Raw genomic sequence first — 16,107 nt, 5'->3', positions numbered from 1 at the left:
GCCCTGTTCGCGCTCGCCGACCAGACGGAGGGCATGGCGGCCTTCGCCGAGAAGCGGGATCCGACCTTCGTCAACGGCTGACCCTCTCCTCTCCCCTCCCCTCCCCTCACGCCTCAATCGCGGGGGCAGTTCGGGCCCCAGAACCGGACGGTTCAGGGCCCGAACTGCCCCCGCGATTGGGTGAGCGCGGTGCGCGGGGGCGCGCGGGGCGTCAGAGGGGGTCGGGGATGGTGGGCGGGTCGCCGAAGTCGCCCGATTCGCGGCGGAAGCGGGCGAGGATGCCCACCAGGCTCGACAGCTCATCATCGGGGAAGCCCGGCTGCGAGAACACGTTCGCGTTGAGCGCATCCGTGGCGCGGTCGGCGAGCTCCCGGCCGGCCGGCGTGAGCTGCAGGAGCGTCGCGCGTCCGTCGGTCGGGTGTGCCGAACGCTCGACGAGCTGGTCGCGCTGCAGCCGGTCGACGGTGTTCGAGACGCTCGTCGGATGCACCTGCAGCCGTGCCGTCGCGCTCGACATCGGCAGGGTGCCGCCTCGCGAGAAGGCGAGCAGCCGCAGCAGTTCGAACCGGGCGAACGAGAGCCCGAACGGTTTCAGCGCGCCCTCGACCCGCGCGAGCACCAGCTGCTGTGCGCGCATGATCGAGGTGACCGCGGCCATGCCCCCCGCAGCATCCGCCCAGCCGTGATCGAGCCACTGGCGCTTCGCTTCTGCGATCGGATCGATCGGCAGAGGTGACGGGACGGGCACGCAGTCTTCCCTTCGGCGGCGGTGTCCCCAAATCCTACCGCCCCCCACTTCTGCGCCCCTTGGGGCGCCCCGACCCCGGTCGCCGGGGCGGCGGGGGCGGCGGGGGGCGGAGGGGCCGGGTCAGAGGGCCTGGAGGATGACCGCGGAACCCTGGCCGCCGCCGCCGCAGATGCCGGTGGCGCCGAGGGATCCGGGGCCGGCGGCTTCGAGGCGGCGCGCGAGGTGGCCGACGATGCGTGCACCGGATGCCCCGATCGGATGCCCGAGCGCGATGGCTCCGCCGTGGGCGTTGACGATGGCCGGATCCACGCCGAGCTGGCGCGTCGAGTGCACCGCGACCGCGGCGAACGCCTCGTTGATCTCGATCGCCCTCAGGTCGGCGACGCTGTGGGTGGTCTTGGCGAGGGCCGCCATGATGGCGTTCGCGGGCTGGGCGTGCAGCGAGACATCCGGACCCGCGACGAAGGCGTGCGCGAGCACCCGGGCGATCGCGTGGATGCCCCGCGCCGTTGCGGCCTCTTCGCTCATCAGAACGACAGCGGCCGCGCCATCCGTGATCTGCGACGAATTGCCGGCCGTGATGGTGCCGTCGGGGCTGAACGCGGGGCGGAGCCCGCCGAGCGACTCGGTGGTGGTGTCGGCGCGCAGGCCGTCGTCGGCCGAGACGATGGTGGGACCCTTCCGCCCCGGCACGCTGAACGGCTCGATCTCACCGGCGAGGAACTCGGTCGACGCGGCCAGGCGCTGGTGCGAGGAGGCGGCCCACTCGTCCTGGTCGATGCGGCTCAGGGTGAGCCCGGCATTCCGTTCCTCGGTCGACGCGCCCATCGAGCGGTATTCGAACGCATCGGTGAGGCCGTCGTGATCCATCGTGTCGATGAGCTCGATCGCCCCATACCGCTGCCCGGCACGGGATCCGGACCACGCGTGTGGGGCCAGGGTCATCGACTCCTGCCCGACGGCCACGACGATGTCTGCCTCGCCCGCATCGATCAGTCGCACGCCCGACACGATGGCCTCGGTGCCGGAGAGACAGACGGCATTCAGGGTGATGGCGGGCACGGAGAACGGGATGCCCGCGCCGACCGCCGACTGCCGGCCGGGGTTCTGGCCGGCCGCCCCCTGGAGCACCTGGCCGGCGTAGACGATGTCGACGTCGTCACCGGTGAGACCGGCGCGGCTGAGGGCGGCGCGGATGGCGGCTGCTCCGAGCTCGGTGGCCGGAACGGTGGCGAACCGGCCGTTGAACTTCACGAACGGGGTGCGGGCGTAGCCCACGATCACGGTGCTCATGCGGGGACTCCTTCGGTGCGAGTTTCTGTGGTTGTGGTTGCGTTGGGGGCGGCGGTCGCCGCGGCGACGGAGGGATCGAGCTCGACCGTGAACGTCGCGCCGGTCTTTGCGCGCACATCGTCGACGCTCACGCCGGGGGCGGTCGCGCGCAGCACCAGCGCCCTGTTCTCGATGTCGAACACCGCCAAGTCGCTGATGATCCGGTCGACCACCCCGGCGCCGGTGAGAGGCAGATCGCACTCGGCCACGATCTTCGGGGTGCCGTCTTTCGAGACGTGGTCGGTGACCACGACGACGCGGGGGGTGCCGGCGACCAGATCCATCGCGCCGCCCATGCCCTTCACGAGTCTGCCGGGGATGGTCCAGTTGGCGAGGTCACCGTTGCCCGCGACCTGCAGGGCGCCGAGGATCGCGATCGCAACATGGCCGCCCCGGATCATCCCGAAACTCGTGGCCGAGTCGAAGTAGCTGCCGCCGGGCAGCAGGGTGACGGTCTGCTTGCCCGCATTGATGAGGTCGGCGTCCTCCTCGCCCTCGAACGGGAACGGGCCCATACCGAGCAGGCCGTTCTCGCTCTGCAGGGTGACGTGCACCCCGTCGGGCAGATGGTTGGCGACCAGGGTCGGGATGCCGATCCCGAGGTTCACGTATTCTCCGTCGCGGAGTTCTGAGGCAGCGATGGCGGCCATCTCGTCGCGGGTCCAGGGCATGGTGCTCTCCTTCGTTTCGCCGGGGCCGGTCTCAGGCGGTGGCGGTGGCCGTGGCGGTGGCGGCGCGCGAGCGGGTTGTGCGCTGCTCGATGACCTTCTCGCGCGGCACCGTCGCCACCAGGCGTTGCACGTAGATGCCGGGGGTGACGATGGCGTTCGGGTCGAGGTATCCGTCGACGATCTGCTCGGCCTCGGCGATCGTGATCCGGCCCGCCGTCGCCACGAGCGGATTGAAGTTGCGGGCGGTGTTGCGGTAGATCAGGTTGCCTGCGGCGTCGGCGCGCCAGGCGTGCACGAGGGACAGGTCGGCCACGATGCCCCGCTCGAGAACGTAGGTCTCCCCGTCGAACTCGGCCAGCGGCTTTCCGTCGGCCACGGGGGTTCCGACGCCGGTCTTCGTGTAGAAACCGGCGATGCCCGCCCCGCCCGCGCGAAGACGTTCGGCGAGGGTGCCCTGGGGCGCGAACTCCACCTCGAGTTCGCCGCTCAGGTACTGCTGGGCGAACAGCTTGTTCTCCCCCACGTACGAGGCGATCACTCGCCTGACCTGGTGATTCTCGAGCAGGATGCCGAGGCCCTGCCCGTCGACCCCCATGTTGTTCGAGACGATCGTGAGGTTCCTGGCGCCGCTGTCGCGGAGTGCCTCGATCAGGTCGGAGGGGTTGCCCGAGAGGCCGAAGCCGCCGACGGCGACCGTCGCCCCGTCGCTCACGGCATCGGCTACAGCCTCTGCGGCACTGGTGAACAGTGTGGACATGACACTCCTTCGGGCCCGGATGTGTCCACGTGGTGATCGTCGACACGGTCTTACCCTCGACGTTAGGCGGCGGCACGGGAACTGTCAAAGGCCATACTGCGCCTAGAGAGGAGGCCGATCGCACTCTGATCACGAGGCGAGGGTATGCTCACAATATGGACAATCTGTCGGCCCGTCATGGCTGAGCCGGTGCGCGGGGCCCAGCTCGTCTCGCGCGTGAGCCGCATCCTGAAGGTCGTGTCCGAGCATCCGGACGGCCTCACAGCCGCGGCCGCTGCCCACGCCACCGGGTTCACCAGGCCGACCACCTACCGGCTCCTCGCCTCCCTCGCCGCCGAAGGTTTCGTCGACCATGACACCGCCCGAGGTCGGTGGTTCCTCGGGCCGGAGCTCTACCTGCTCGGCTCGCTCGCTGCCGACCGGTACGACATCACGGATGCGGCGAGGGACAGCGTCCGCGCCCTGGCGAAAGAGACGGGGGAGAGCGCGTTTTTCTCCACCCGGCGAGGAAACGAGACTGTCTGTCTGCTTCGCGAGGAGGGCAGCTTCCCTGTTCGGTCGTTCGTGCTCTCCGAGGGGGTTCGGTTCCCGCTGGGCGTGGCATCCGCGGGGCTGGCGATTCTCTCGTTCCTCAGTGAGGGGGAGGTCGACGCGTACCTCGCCGGGGTGGACCTGGCCGAGCGCTGGGGGGCGCAGCACGCCGAGATCCTCCTGCGGCAGCGCATCGCAGAGACCCGCGAGCGGGGTTACGCCGTGAACCCCGGGCTCATCCTCGAGGGCAGCTGGGGCATGGGGGCCACCGTCTTCGATGCGGCCGGCCGGCCCACATGGGCGCTCTCGCTGACCGGGATCGAGTCGCGGTTCCGTGTCGAGCGGCAGGCCGAGCTCGGCCAGCTGCTGCTCGACCACGCGCACGGGGTCGGCCGGCGCCTTGCGACTGAGCGGCTCGGCAGAGCTGTGCGCTCGTCGGCCTGACGCCGGCTCTTGCCCTCGTCTTCGAAGGGTCAGGCGGTGAGAGGCCTCCTTGAGAGGATGTTCGCGATCGGTGGCGTGCTGACGAACCATTCCGCCGTCGGCGCGTCGATATCCTCGAGAACTGTGTGCATGTTCTTCCACTTCGCCTGGAGGTTGAGGCCGAAGACCGGTTCGAGGTGCGCTATGCGATTCCTCAGCCTGTAGACGCTCTCCACAGCATCGACCAGCTGGCCCACTGGTCGGATCAGCTGGGGAAAGGCGTGCCTGGTGCAGTTCTGCCAGAGCACTGCCTTACCTGGATCGGTGCGGCTCGGCAGAAGAAACCGCCACGTTCCGAGTGATGTCTGGGCGACGATGTCGTCGTGGCTGATTTCACGGTTCTTGCCGGCCGCAGTGAGCGCAGCTGTCGCCCGGTTCCTGGCGACTATCAGATCACCTCCGACGACGCGGCCGAGAAGGTCAGAAGGTCGCTTGCACCACTCGTCGTCAAAGAGGTGGCCACTTTCATCGGACTGCGTAGCGTTCCAAGCGCGCAGCTGAGCATCCATGGAGTTGCGAAGTGCTATCTCGAAAACGTGGAGCCCTTGGTAGAAGGCGCCCGCAATACCCATATTCCATCGGTAGAGCGCGAGCGCGTTCTTGCGATGTTGATGGGTCGCCACGAGGTACGGTCGCATTCGGGCGGCGCTGAGGTGACGGTAGAGATCAGAGTCCGAAGAGCCCTGCGGTTCGCTGAATGTTGTGATCGTGGGCTCCCGCACGTAGAATTGAGGCGAAGACAGGATTTGTTTCCTGTTGTCGACTACCTGGGGTCCGGCGGTTTTCACCGTCGGGCTCTTTGTTTTTTCCTCACTTATTGTGCCACTGCGGGAGCAGGCCCGGATGCTGCATGCTGGGCCAGGCCCTGGATGAAGAGCAGCACGCCGAACTCGTACGCCGACGTGCCCTCGTCGGTCTGCGGGCCCGCCGCCACGCCCAGGCTGTCGTACTGCAGGCGCTGCTGCTCGTGCGAGACGTGGCCGAGGATGAAGTGCAGCAGGGCTGCGGATGCCCGGCTCGCGGTCTCGTCGTCGAACTCTCCACGACCGATCGCCGCCCTCAGCCGGGTGAGCGGAACCGAGGCGCCGAGCCCGAGGGCGAAGCTGCTGGAGACGAGCTCGGCCCCGTCGCGGTAGGCGAGCAGCGCGTCGCGGAGGCTCTGCGCTTCGGCGGCGGTGACGATCATCCAGTCGCCGGCAGCGGCGCCGGGGCCAGTGGCGGCGGCAGGCAGCGCCCGCCCGCGCGACGCGATTCGGTCCGAGAGTTCGGCGAGCAGCGTCTGTTTGTTCGGGAAATGCCAGTACAGGGCACTCGGTTGCACGTCGAGGGCGGCGGCGAGGCGTCGCATGGTGAGTTCGGGCAGGCCGTGATCGTCGAGGATGCGGAGGGCCGTCTCGGCCACGTCGTCGCGGGTGTGCCGGGCCGGGCGCGGGGAGTGTTCCGGAACGGATCCGCGCATCGAGGTCATGAATCCCACTATAGTGAACACCGTTCAGGTGAACAGTGTTCAGGAGACGAGCCATGACCGATCAGACTCTGCAGTCCACCCCGGCGAAACCGGCGGGCCGGTGGCACCTCGACGCCACGGACATCGCCCGCATCGCCGTGTTCGCCGCGATCACCGCCGTGCTCGGGCTTCCCGGCGCGTTCCCTGTCTTCGGCTCGGTGCCGATCACGGCGCAGACCCTCGGTGTGATGCTCGCGGGGGCGGTGCTCGGCGCGTGGCGCGGGGCGCTCTCGATGGTCGTGCTGCTGGTGCTCGTCGCACTCGGCCTGCCACTGCTCGCCGGCGGCCACGGCGGTCTCTCGGTGTTCGTCGGCCCGACGGCCGGCTACCTGTTCGGCTGGATCGTCGGCGCCTTCGTGATCGGCGCCATCGTGCACGCGGGCGGGCGCAGACTGACCTGGCCGCGAACCATCGTCGGCGTGCTGGTCGGCGGGATCCTCGTGGTGTACGCGATCGGCATCCCGGTCACGGCACTCGTGCTCCGCCTCCCGCTCGGCCCGACCGCGCTGCAGGCCACCGTCTTCCTGCCCTTCGACCTCGTCAAGGCAGCCATCACGGTCGCCGTCACGATGACGCTGGTTCGGGCGTACCCGCGGGCGTTCCGGATGCGGTCGAGGGGTCGTGCGTGACGGGATCCCTCACCTTCCGCGACGTCTCGGTGCGGCTGGGTGACCAGCTCGCGCTCGATTCGGTGTCGCTCAGCCTCGACGCCCAGCGGGTGGCGGTGATCGGCGCGAACGGATCGGGCAAGTCGACCTTCGCCCGCGTTCTCGGCGGCCTGGTCGCGCCGTCGCGCGGAACGGTGTCGGTGCTCGGGGTCGACCCCCAGCGCCAGGCGGCGGCGCTCCGCAGGCTGGTCGGCTTCGTCTTCAGCAACCCCGACGCCCAGATCATCATGCCGACCGTCGCCGAAGACGCCGCGTTCTCGCTCCGGAGCGAGAAGCTGCCCCGCGCGGAGTCCGCCGAGCGCGTGCGCCAGGCCCTCGCCGAATTCGGTCTGACCGACCTCGCGGATCGCGCCGCCCACGACCTGTCGGGTGGCCAGAAGCAGTTGCTCGCGCTCGCCGGGGCGGTCATCCGTCGGCCCCAGCTCATGATCGCCGACGAGCCGACAGCGTATCTGGATGCCCGCAACAGCCGCCAGATCGCCGACCACCTGCTCGCCCCGAACGACCGGCGACTCGTGCTGGTCACCCACGATCTCGCGCTTGCACTCCGCTGCGACGTGGCGGTGCTCTTCGAGGGCGGACGGATGATCGGCTCAGGCAACCCGGCCGACATCGTGTCCCAGTACGAGGCGAGCCTCTCGTGCTGAGGATCGATCGCGGTGGCCGCTCTACCGATCCCTGCCCGCGCGCGGTGGCGCTGTGCTGACGCTCTACCGGCCGGGCACCGGATGGCTCCACCGTGCTCCCGCCGGCCCGAAGTCCTTCGGGCTGCTCCTCGTCGTGCTGGCGGTGTCGATCCTGCCGTCGACCTGGCTTTCGGCAGCGGTCGGGGCAGCAGTGGCTGTCGTCTGCTACCTCGTGTCGAGCATCGGGATGGTCGAGCTCGGCCGCCAGGTCATCTCCCTGCGCTGGATCATCGTGGTGACGTTCGGCTTCCAGGTGGTCTTCCTGCCGATGGAGTCGGCCGTCGCGAACACGACCCGTGTCGTCGCGGCGATCGTCGTCGCCGCCCTGCTCGTGCTGACCACGCGCGTCGGGGACCTGCTCGATGCGTTCGAGCGGGGTCTCGGCGTCTTCCGCCGGTTCGGACTCGACCCGCAGCGGGTCGCGCTCGTGCTCGCGGTGGCGATCACCACGGTGCCTGTGCTCGCGCGGCTCGCTGTGGGCGTGCGCGAGGCCCAGCGTGCCCGGGGTGCGCGGCTGGGGGTGCGGGCGTTCGTCATCCCGTTCCTCGTGGTCTCGCTGAAGCACGCCGACGACCTCGGTGATGCGCTCACGGCGCGGGGCGTCGCGTGAGGGGCCCGCGCGTGCTCGGCCAGAGCGTCGACGACCAGACCCGGTGCATCCACTACCACTCCGAGCTCGACGTGATCGCGATCCGGTTCGCCTGCTGCGGCGAGTACTACCCGTGCCACCTCTGCCACACGGAGAGTGCGGGTCACGAGGTGCGCACCTGGCCGGTCGCCGAGCGTGATGCGCTCGCTGTCCTCTGCGGAGTGTGCTCCTCTGAGCTCACCATCGTCGACTACCTCGACGTCGACGCCTGCCCGTACTGCGCCGCCCCGTTCAACCCCGGCTGCCGCCTGCACGCGCACCTGTACTTCGCCCCCGAGTAGCCTGCGCCTGGCCCCTCTCGCCTGACCCCTCTCGCCTGACCCTCTCGTTTGGCCCTCCCGCCTGGCCTTTTCGTTTGGCCATTTCGCCTGGGGGAGCCGTCCCCGCCCCGCCCGGGAGGAGCTGAGCTGTTCCGGGTCGCTCTGGGCGACAGATCTGCTGAGTTCCTCCCGGGTGGGGCGGATCGGCGCGCGGCCCGGCCGAGCGGATGGGCCGGGGCCGGCGGGCGGTGTCAGGCGGCGGGCGGGGCGGCGGGGAGGCTCCACACCTCGCCGAGGGGGCCCGTGCTCTGGCCGCCGTCGACGAGAAAGGCGCCGATGTAGGGCTGCCAGGCCTGGTCGGCGGGGTCGTCGCGGAGGGAGTCCTGCATCGCGGCGAAGTCGTCGACGAGCACGAGGTGGAAGAGGTCCGTACCGTCGCGCCAGATGGTCCACTCATGCACGCCCGCAAGGCGGAGCGCAGCGTCGAGCGGAAGGGGGATGACGGCGTGCTCTCGTTCGTAGTCGGCTTCGTGGCCGGGGAGGATGCGGGTGTGCAGTGCGACGCGGGGCATGGGGAGGGCTCCTTCGGGTGGCGGGCGTGGGCGGCGCGGGGCACCCCCGCCCCATCCTGCCGCACACGCAGGGTCTGCGTGCCACCGTCGACAGCGAGGGAGGTTCCGGTCGTCGACCCCGGATCGGGGCTCGCGAGGTGCGCGATCGCCGAGGCCACTTCGGCGGGGGACCCTGCGACCGTCGCAATGACCGCGAGCCGGTCATCCGCTGACCCTCAGTTCACCTCGAGCAGCACCGTGATGCCGACCCTCGCGCTGCCGATGAGTGCGAGCGCCACGCCCGCCAGTCCCGACGCGATCCGCATGTGCGGTGCCCACAGCACTCCGACAAGGAACGGCGACAGGATGGCGACTGCGTTCAAGAGGTCGGGGGCCAGGTCGGGTTCGAGCGGGAGCAGGAAGGTGATGATTGGGGGGAAGGTCGCCACGATCACCACCACGACGATTGCCCCTGCGCCCCTGCGCCCCTGCGCCCCTGAAGTCTGAGGCGACCAGTCTCGGCCGGTACTGCCGTAGGGCCACCGCGCCGGCGATGGTGTCGTAGATCGCAGACGCCCGCTCAGGTGCGGTGATGTCGTCGAGCGACGAGTCGTTCATCAGGTAGAGCGTCGCATCGATGACCGCCCACGCCACGGCGGTCGAGAACGCTACGGTGAGCAGGCTGCTGACGCCCTCATCGGTGCTGATGACATCGAGGCGCCCCGTCGACGTGACGCCGATCACCATCACCAGCCCGACGACCACCTCGGGCAGTGTCTCCGCCGGACTGAGGTCGCCGAGCACGGGAAACCGCCGCCGGAGGAGCGGGGCGCCTGGTCCGCATGCTCCCAGCTTCGCACGCGTGGGCAGCAGCCGCCTGTCGTGGGCTCAGCGCCGCTCGCGCCGACCGGCTCGTTCCGCGAATCGGTCGATCGCTCCCAGGATCTCGTCGCTCCGCCAGAACGGCCCGAGCTGGTGCTCCGCCTTCGACTTCAGGATGCCGGCATCCGTCAGTGCACCGAGCGCTGGATAGATGTTCGGCTGTTGAACTCCCAGTGCGGCTGCCGCCGTGGCGGAGTCGATCACGGGTCGTTGGGCCACGACATCCAGAAGCCTCCACGCATTACTCGACCGTCTGACGCTGAGCCGTCCAGCCCAGCCGGACTTGATCGCGTCGATTTCGGCGATGAGCTGGCGGGCATTCTCGACGGCCCGCAATGAGGCCTCAGCGAAGGCGAGCACGATGGGCGACACCTCTCCTTCGCGGTAGGCGGTGAGTGCGTTGTGATAGCCCTCCACGTCGGCGAGGAGCCCGGCCGAAACGGGCACCGCCACATTTCGAGTAATTCCCCTGCGCCGAAGGAGGGACTGCGCGAAGGCTCGGCCGGTGCGCCCATTGCCGTCGGTGAACGGATGGATCGTCTCGAAGTGGGAGTGGGCGACGGCTATCGACACGACTGCGGGTACGTCGCCGCGGGTCGAGAAGGCGACCAGATCGTCGATGAGCCCCGGCACCCGCTCGAACGACGGGGCGACGAACTCGGCTCCGACGGGACTGTTCGACTTCGTACCGATCCACACGGCCTCCTTCCGCCACGCGCCAGGGGTATGACGCTTCTGGCCCGCCATGAGCACGGAATGCATCTGGAGGATCGACTTCGGAGACACAGACTCTGACAACTCGATCGCGGCCTGCATGGCTCGGGTGTTCGCGGCGATGAGTTCTGCGTTGCGGCTGGTCTTCGCGCCGAGTTCAGCACTGAAGATCGCACGTGCACTCGCGGTGAGATTCTCGATCTGAGACGACGATGACGATTCGGAACGGAGCAGCACCGGGGCGAAGGCTGCAACTCCAGGGCCGAGCTCTGCGTCGAAACGACTGAGTTCGCGGCCAGCTGCCTCGGCGGCCTGTGCTGCTTCGGCGTCCGGCTCCGGAGTCAGAGCTGCAATGAGCGGCGGCACCGCCGAGCGATAGCGGCGTGGTGCGCCCGAGAATTCGGCGTCTACACCCCAGCCTGACGTGGGAATCCAGACCTGCGGTTCGTCAGTGATTCCCGGCCACGAGCCGGGCCGATGTGCAGGCGAGTCTCTTGCGCTCATAATAAGTTCCACCGTACATTATGAGTAATCCGGTTACTCATAAAAACAAGCGCAGGAGTTATGAGTATCGCGAAGGGGGCCGTCAAGGGGTGCGCGCCGGGCGGCCTCAGCCCCGAGGGGTGCGAAGATGGGGCAATGAATGACGTCAGGCGGCCGATGAAGGCCGGTGCAGGCGGCCTCGCGGTCGCCGCCCTCGGAGTGGTGTTCGGCGACATCGGAACGAGTCCGCTGTATTCGCTCCAGACCGTCTTCAGTATCGACGGCGGAGCGGTGCAGGCCACCCCCGAAGACGTCTACGGCGTGATCTCGCTGATGTTCTGGGCGGTGACGATCGTCGTCTCGGTGAAGTACGTGTCGATCCTGATGCGCGCCGACAACGACGGCGAGGGCGGGGTCATGGCCCTCGCGGCCCTCGCGCAGCGACTCTATGCGGCCAGGGCGGGCAAGGCGGGGCTCCTCCTCCTGATCGGCATCGTCGGCGTCTCGCTGTTCTATGGCGACTCACTGATCACGCCGGCGATCAGTGTGCTCTCCGCTGTGGAGGGGCTCCGCATCGCGATCCCCGGGGTGGACCACCTCGTCGTGCCGATCGCCGCGGTCATCCTCACCGGCCTGTTCGCGTTCCAGAAGTACGGCACGGGCCGGGTGGGCAAGCTCTTCGGACCGGTGATGCTGCTCTGGTTCGTTGTCATCGCGGCCGCCGGAGTGCCGATGATCATCCAGGATCCCGGCGTGCTGGCGGGCCTGTCCCCCACCTACGGAGTGGTGTTCTTCGTGTCGCACCCGGTGATCGCGTTCGTGGCGATGGGTGCCGTGGTGCTGGTCATCACCGGTGCCGAGGCGCTGTACGCCGACATGGGACACTTCGGTCGGCCGCCGATCCGCCGTGCCTGGTTCTTCGTCGTGTTCCCCGCGCTGGTGCTGAACTACCTGGGGCAGGCGGCGCTGATCCTGAATGACCCGGAGGCCCGCGCCAATCCGTTCTTCCTCCTGTTCCCCGACTGGGCCCGTCTGCCGGTCGTGATCCTCGCCACGGTCGCCACGGTCATCGCGAGCCAGGCGGTCATCTCGGGGGCGTTCTCGTTGACCCGGCAGGCCGTGCAGCTGGGGCTTCTGCCGCCGCTGACCGTGCGGCACACCTCGGAGAAGGAGGGCGGGCAGGTCTATCTGCCGGCGGTGAACGCGCTGCTGTTCGTGGGCGTGATGACGGTCATGCTGGTCTTCCGCTCCTCGGAGGCCCTGGCGACCGCCTATGGGGTGTCGGTCACGGGCGCGCTGGTCGTCGACACGCTCCTGCTCCTGCTGGTCGCCCGGCGCCTGTGGGGATGGGGCCCCCTGAAGATCGGCATCGCCGCGGTGGCTTTCGGGGGGCTCGAGCTCACTTTCCTGAGCGCGAACCTCTCGAAGGTGCTGCACGGCGGCTGGGTGCCCCTGCTCGTCGCACTCGCCGTGATCCTGGTGATGACGACGTGGCGGAAGGGCCGCGCACTCGTCATCAAGGGCCGGATCGTCAAGGAGGGCTCGCTGTCGGAGTTCGTGCAGGCCGTGCGTGACAAGCAGGTGCTGCGGGTGCCCGGCATCGCGATCTTCCTGCACCCCAACAGGGACTCGACCCCGCTGGCGCTCCGGGCGAATGTGGAACGCAACCGGGTGCTCCACAAGCGGGTCATCATCGTGACGGTCGTGATCGAGAACGTGCCCCACATCCACCCGAAGGAGGCATTCGAGTACAACGACCTCGACTACTCCGATGACGGCATCGACCACGTCCGGGTGCGCTTCGGCTTCTCGGACACCCCGAACATCCCGAGAGCCCTCCGCAGGGCGTGTTCTCTCGGAGTGCTCGACCTGAAGGCCAAGCAGATCGACGCGGCATCCTATTTCGTCTCCCGCGGAGCCATCCGGCCGACCCGTGCACCGGGAATGACGGCCTGGCGGAAGTCGCTCTTCGTGGCCCTCGCCCAGAACGCGGCCAACCCGGCCGCGCGCTTCGCCCTGCCCGCCAGCCGCACCGTCACCATGGGCAGTGACATCGACATCTGACGGTCGGTCTCGCCTGGCCCGGGAATATCTCCTTGACAATAGAGCTTCTTGTTTGCCGAGAAGAATGGGAGACGGCGTAATACCCTCTTTCTGGGGGACGCGGTAAACCGACCCAGAACCCTATGATCGTACGAATCCCTCTGTTCCTAGCGGAGGAAATCAACCGAAGGCTTCTGTCCTATGGCTTTACTGAACCCAGAAACCGATGCGACCGGGCCGGTGTCCCTCGTTGCGCTTCCGCGTGCCGTCGCCGTCGCCGCGAGCACGGTTTCGCACGAACACGTCATCGCCGACGGGGCCGCTGAATTCGCAGCCGCCCTGCACGAACTCGACCGCCAGCACCGCAAGCTCCGCACGGGATTCGCCGACCATCTGGGCCTCACCCACAACGAGTACTACGCCTTCATGTTCGTCGCCGAACAGGGCACCACCACGCCGAAGGAGCTTGCCGCGACCCTGCGGTTCACCACGGGAGCAACCACAGCGATGATCGACCGGCTCGAGAACGTCGACCTCGTGCACCGCATGCCGAACCCCGACGACCGGCGAAGCGTTCTCATCGAACCCACTCCCCACGGGCAGGCCCAGGCAGACTGGGTCATCAACACCTTCATCCGCATCGTGTCAGACGCCGTCGGCTCCCACGACACCCTCAGCCCGCAGCAGCTCATCGAGTCGGTGACGCACGTCACTGCCACCCTCGCCACCGCGACCACGGAGATCGCCTGACGCTGCGGCTGCGGCTGACGCTGCGACTGCGGCGCCCGTCGAGTGCCGGTCAGCGCACGCGCGTTGCCGTGAACTGCAGGCGTGGGTGGGCATAGAACTCCTGCCCCTCGACGAGCAGCAGTTCCCGGGAGCCCGAGCGGTGCGTCAGATCGATCAGGTCGAAGACGCTCGACGCCGCGCGCTCGAGTGCGATGCGAGCGTCGAGCGTCTCGCGGTAGTGCGCCGTGAACAGCGCCGCCGTGACATCCCCGGAACCGTTCGCCTTGAAGGGCAGGTACGGCGTCTCGACGATCCACGCCCCGGAGTCGTCGGCGACGAGCATCTCGATGGTCGACGGATCCCGGTCCGGGCGTTCGACACTCGTCACCAGCACGACGCTCGGACCCATCGCGCGGGCGAGGTCCACAGAGGCGAGGGTCGACTCGAGCGTGGTGGGTGTGGTGCCGGTCAGGTAGCCCAGTTCGAACTGGTTGGGTGTGATGATGTCGGCGATCGGCACGACGCGCTCGCGCAGCAGCTCCGGGATCTCGGGCGCCACGAAGCATCCGGATTTCGCGTTGCCCATCACGGGGTCGCACGCGTATATCGCCGACGGGTTGGCGGATTTGACCCGTTCCACGGTGTCGACGATCACGTCGCCGATGCCCACTCCGCCCTGGTAGCCCGACAGCACCACGTCGATCTCGGGCAGCACCCCGCGCTCCTCGATGCCGAGGATGACCTCCCGCACGTCATCCGGTGAGATGAGGGGCCCACGCCAGGCCCCGTAGCCGGTGTGGTTCGAGAAGGTCACGGTGTAGACCGGCAGCACCTCCACGCCGATGCGCTGCAGGGGAAAGACGGCTGCCGAGTTGCCGACGTGCCCGAAGGCGACGGCGGACTGGATGGAGAGGATCTTCACCTCCCCATTCTCGCAGGGGCAGAACCTCCCCGGTCCGCCGAACCGGGCTCAGGCGATGCGGATGAGCTTCTTGTTCGCGAACTCCTCGAGCGCGAAGCGGCCCATCTCCCGGCCGGAGCCGGAGCGCTTCACGCCGCCGAACGGCAGCTCGGCCGCATCCCCGAGCACCAGGTTGATCCACACCATGCCGGCGTCGATGCCGTCGGCGACCCGCAGGGCCTGCTCGGGGTCGGTCGAGTACACGTACGAGCCGAGGCCGAAGGGGGTGTCGTTGGCGAGCCGCACGGCTTCCGCCTCCGACGAGACGCGGTAGAGCGCGGCGACGGGGCCGAAGAACTCCTCCCGGTAGGCATCCATCTGCGGGGTGACGCCTTCGAGCACCGCCGGCGGGAAGAAGTTGCCGACCGGCTCGCCGCTGGCCAGCACCGTGGCGCCCTGCGTGACGGCACGACCGAGCTGCTCGGTGAGGCGCTCAGTGGCGGCTGCCGACGAGAGCGGGCCGAGCAGGGTGCCCTCGGCGAACGGATCGGCCGGCTGCGCCTCGGTGAACGCGGCCGTGAACTTCGACGCGAACTCCTCGTAGAGGTCGTCGAGCACGATGAACCGCTTTGCCGCGTTGCACGACTGCCCGTTGTTGTCGAGCCGGGCGTTGACGGCATCCTGCACAGCCGCGTCGAGGTCGTCGGTGGAGAGCAGGATGAACGGATCGGAGCCTCCGAGTTCGAGCACCACCTTCTTGAGGTTCCTGCCCGCGAGCTCGGCCACGGCGGCGCCCGCCCGCTCGGAGCCGGTCACCGAGATTCCCTGCACGCGCGGGTCGGCGATCAGTGTTGCGACCTGGTCGTTGTCGGCGTAGATGTTCACGTAGACGCCCGCGTGCGCACCGGCCTCGGCGAGGGCGGTGTCGAAGATCGAGGCAATGGCGGCGGCCGACTCGGGGCACTGCGGGGCGTGCTTCAGCAGGATGGTGTTGCCCACCACGATGTTCGGTCCGGCGAAGCGGGCGACCTGGTAGTACGGGAAGTTCCACGGCATGATGCCGAGCAGCACGCCGAGGCCCGAGCGGCGGACGAACGCCGAACCGGTGCCGTCGCTCAGCTCGATGGGCTCGTCGGTGAGGAAGGCGGCGCCGTTGTCGGCGTAGTACTCGTAGATCGCGGCGGCGAAGTCCACCTCGCCGAGGGCCTGCTCGAGCGGTTTGCCCATCTCGCGCACGACGATCCGCGCCAGGGCGTCTCGGCGCTCGGTGTGCAATTCGGCGACCCGGCGGATGAGCGCTGTGCGGGCATCCACCGACACCGTGCGGCACCAGTCGGAGTAGGCGGACTCGGCGCTCGCCGCGGCCTCTTCGAGACCGGCAGCAGTGATGGTCGGATATTCGGTGACGGTCTCGCCGGTGGCCGGATCGATCACTGCGTAGTGGCTCATGTCGCTGCTCCTGGAATCTGGGTGGAGACGCCATCGAACCGGATCGCGTCCAGGCTCAGGCTA

Annotated in this window: 18 protein-coding genes; 7 read left to right on the top strand and 11 right to left on the bottom strand. The window is 68.7% G+C overall.

The features are described from left to right. Positions 1 to 211: 211 nt before the first annotated feature. The 4 genes from B7R21_RS17330 to B7R21_RS17315 all read right to left on the bottom strand — a co-directional run bounded on the left by B7R21_RS17330 (position 212) and on the right by B7R21_RS17315 (position 3,508). Positions 212 to 748 carry a MarR family winged helix-turn-helix transcriptional regulator gene (locus tag B7R21_RS17330; protein WP_116284504.1) on the bottom strand — a complete coding sequence of 179 codons (537 nt, stop codon included), beginning with the start codon at positions 746 to 748 and terminating at the stop codon, positions 212 to 214. A gap of 120 nt (positions 749 to 868) precedes the next feature. Next, on the bottom strand, positions 869 to 2,041 hold the full coding sequence (locus B7R21_RS17325; protein WP_116284503.1) for an acetyl-CoA C-acyltransferase: 1,173 nt from the start codon (positions 2,039 to 2,041) through the stop codon (positions 869 to 871). Then, the gene (locus tag B7R21_RS17320; RefSeq protein WP_116284502.1) at positions 2,038 to 2,751 is read right to left on the bottom strand and encodes a CoA transferase subunit B; all 714 of its coding nucleotides are present in this window, start codon (positions 2,749 to 2,751) and stop codon (positions 2,038 to 2,040) included. The genes B7R21_RS17325 and B7R21_RS17320 overlap by 4 nt, the downstream gene beginning before the upstream one ends. Before the next feature lie 31 nt (positions 2,752 to 2,782). Further along, positions 2,783 to 3,508: a CoA transferase subunit A gene (locus B7R21_RS17315; protein WP_116284501.1), complete on the bottom strand. Its 726-nt coding sequence runs from the start codon at positions 3,506 to 3,508 to the stop codon at positions 2,783 to 2,785. Positions 3,509 to 3,685: 177 nt separating this feature from the next. Here B7R21_RS17315 and B7R21_RS17310 point away from each other — a divergent pair, with 177 nt between their 5' ends. Beyond that, the gene (locus B7R21_RS17310) at positions 3,686 to 4,483 is read left to right on the top strand and encodes an IclR family transcriptional regulator (RefSeq protein WP_116284500.1); all 798 of its coding nucleotides are present in this window, start codon (positions 3,686 to 3,688) and stop codon (positions 4,481 to 4,483) included. Positions 4,484 to 4,512: 29 nt separating this feature from the next. Here B7R21_RS17310 and B7R21_RS17305 read toward each other — a convergent pair whose 3' ends face one another. Continuing rightward, the gene (locus tag B7R21_RS17305; RefSeq protein WP_116284499.1) at positions 4,513 to 5,310 is read right to left on the bottom strand and encodes a hypothetical protein; all 798 of its coding nucleotides are present in this window, start codon (positions 5,308 to 5,310) and stop codon (positions 4,513 to 4,515) included. Positions 5,311 to 5,336: 26 nt separating this feature from the next. After that, on the bottom strand, positions 5,337 to 5,990 hold the full coding sequence (locus B7R21_RS17300; protein WP_253259888.1) for a TetR family transcriptional regulator: 654 nt from the start codon (positions 5,988 to 5,990) through the stop codon (positions 5,337 to 5,339). Positions 5,991 to 6,043: 53 nt separating this feature from the next. On the opposite strand from B7R21_RS17300, the gene B7R21_RS20775 reads away from it, so the two are divergent. Genes B7R21_RS20775 through B7R21_RS17285 form a run of 4 tightly spaced genes read left to right on the top strand, consistent with a single transcriptional unit; the run spans position 6,044 to position 8,313 of the window. Further along, positions 6,044 to 6,658: a biotin transporter BioY gene (locus B7R21_RS20775; RefSeq protein ID WP_253259887.1), complete on the top strand. Its 615-nt coding sequence runs from the start codon at positions 6,044 to 6,046 to the stop codon at positions 6,656 to 6,658. After that, positions 6,655 to 7,344 (top strand): energy-coupling factor ABC transporter ATP-binding protein, encoded by a 690-nt coding sequence (locus B7R21_RS20770; protein WP_253259886.1) that lies wholly within the window; start codon positions 6,655 to 6,657, stop codon positions 7,342 to 7,344. The genes B7R21_RS20775 and B7R21_RS20770 overlap by 4 nt, the downstream gene beginning before the upstream one ends. Positions 7,345 to 7,396: 52 nt before the next feature. Further along, positions 7,397 to 7,993, top strand: a complete 597-nt coding sequence (locus tag B7R21_RS17290) for an energy-coupling factor transporter transmembrane component T family protein (RefSeq protein WP_116284497.1) — start codon at positions 7,397 to 7,399, stop codon at positions 7,991 to 7,993. Positions 7,994 to 8,004: 11 nt separating this feature from the next. Beyond that, positions 8,005 to 8,313: a CHY zinc finger protein gene (locus tag B7R21_RS17285; RefSeq protein ID WP_253259885.1), complete on the top strand. Its 309-nt coding sequence runs from the start codon at positions 8,005 to 8,007 to the stop codon at positions 8,311 to 8,313. Positions 8,314 to 8,543: 230 nt separating this feature from the next. Here the strand turns inward: B7R21_RS17285 and B7R21_RS17280 are convergent, their stop codons facing one another. From B7R21_RS17280 to B7R21_RS17270, 3 genes are all read right to left on the bottom strand, one after another. Next, positions 8,544 to 8,864: an L-rhamnose mutarotase gene (locus B7R21_RS17280; protein WP_116284495.1), complete on the bottom strand. Its 321-nt coding sequence runs from the start codon at positions 8,862 to 8,864 to the stop codon at positions 8,544 to 8,546. A gap of 215 nt (positions 8,865 to 9,079) precedes the next feature. Beyond that, the gene (locus B7R21_RS17275) at positions 9,080 to 9,292 is read right to left on the bottom strand and encodes a hypothetical protein (RefSeq protein ID WP_172592255.1); all 213 of its coding nucleotides are present in this window, start codon (positions 9,290 to 9,292) and stop codon (positions 9,080 to 9,082) included. Positions 9,293 to 9,731: 439 nt separating this feature from the next. Beyond that, positions 9,732 to 10,943: a Fic family protein gene (locus B7R21_RS17270; RefSeq protein WP_116284493.1), complete on the bottom strand. Its 1,212-nt coding sequence runs from the start codon at positions 10,941 to 10,943 to the stop codon at positions 9,732 to 9,734. A 135-nt stretch (positions 10,944 to 11,078) separates the two neighbouring features. Between B7R21_RS17270 and B7R21_RS17265 the strand changes: the two genes are divergently transcribed. Further along, complete coding sequence (locus B7R21_RS17265) at positions 11,079 to 12,986, top strand: potassium transporter Kup (RefSeq protein WP_116284492.1); 1,908 nt, start codon at positions 11,079 to 11,081, stop codon at positions 12,984 to 12,986. Positions 12,987 to 13,166: 180 nt separating this feature from the next. Continuing rightward, complete coding sequence (locus tag B7R21_RS17260) at positions 13,167 to 13,715, top strand: MarR family winged helix-turn-helix transcriptional regulator (RefSeq protein ID WP_116284491.1); 549 nt, start codon at positions 13,167 to 13,169, stop codon at positions 13,713 to 13,715. A 49-nt stretch (positions 13,716 to 13,764) separates the two neighbouring features. Here the strand turns inward: B7R21_RS17260 and pdxY are convergent, their stop codons facing one another. Further along, positions 13,765 to 14,616, bottom strand: coding sequence for a pyridoxal kinase PdxY (gene pdxY, locus B7R21_RS17255; RefSeq protein ID WP_116284490.1), 852 nt, complete (start codon positions 14,614 to 14,616; stop codon positions 13,765 to 13,767). A 48-nt stretch (positions 14,617 to 14,664) separates the two neighbouring features. Next, positions 14,665 to 16,044 carry an NAD-dependent succinate-semialdehyde dehydrogenase gene (locus B7R21_RS17250; RefSeq protein ID WP_116284489.1) on the bottom strand — a complete coding sequence of 460 codons (1,380 nt, stop codon included), beginning with the start codon at positions 16,042 to 16,044 and terminating at the stop codon, positions 14,665 to 14,667. Positions 16,045 to 16,107: the final 63 nt, after the last annotated feature.

It is taken from the genome of Subtercola boreus (assembly GCF_003399625.1).
GTDB classification, from domain to species: domain Bacteria; phylum Actinomycetota; class Actinomycetes; order Actinomycetales; family Microbacteriaceae; genus Subtercola; species Subtercola boreus_C.
This window is presented reverse-complemented; position numbering and strand designations above follow the sequence as displayed.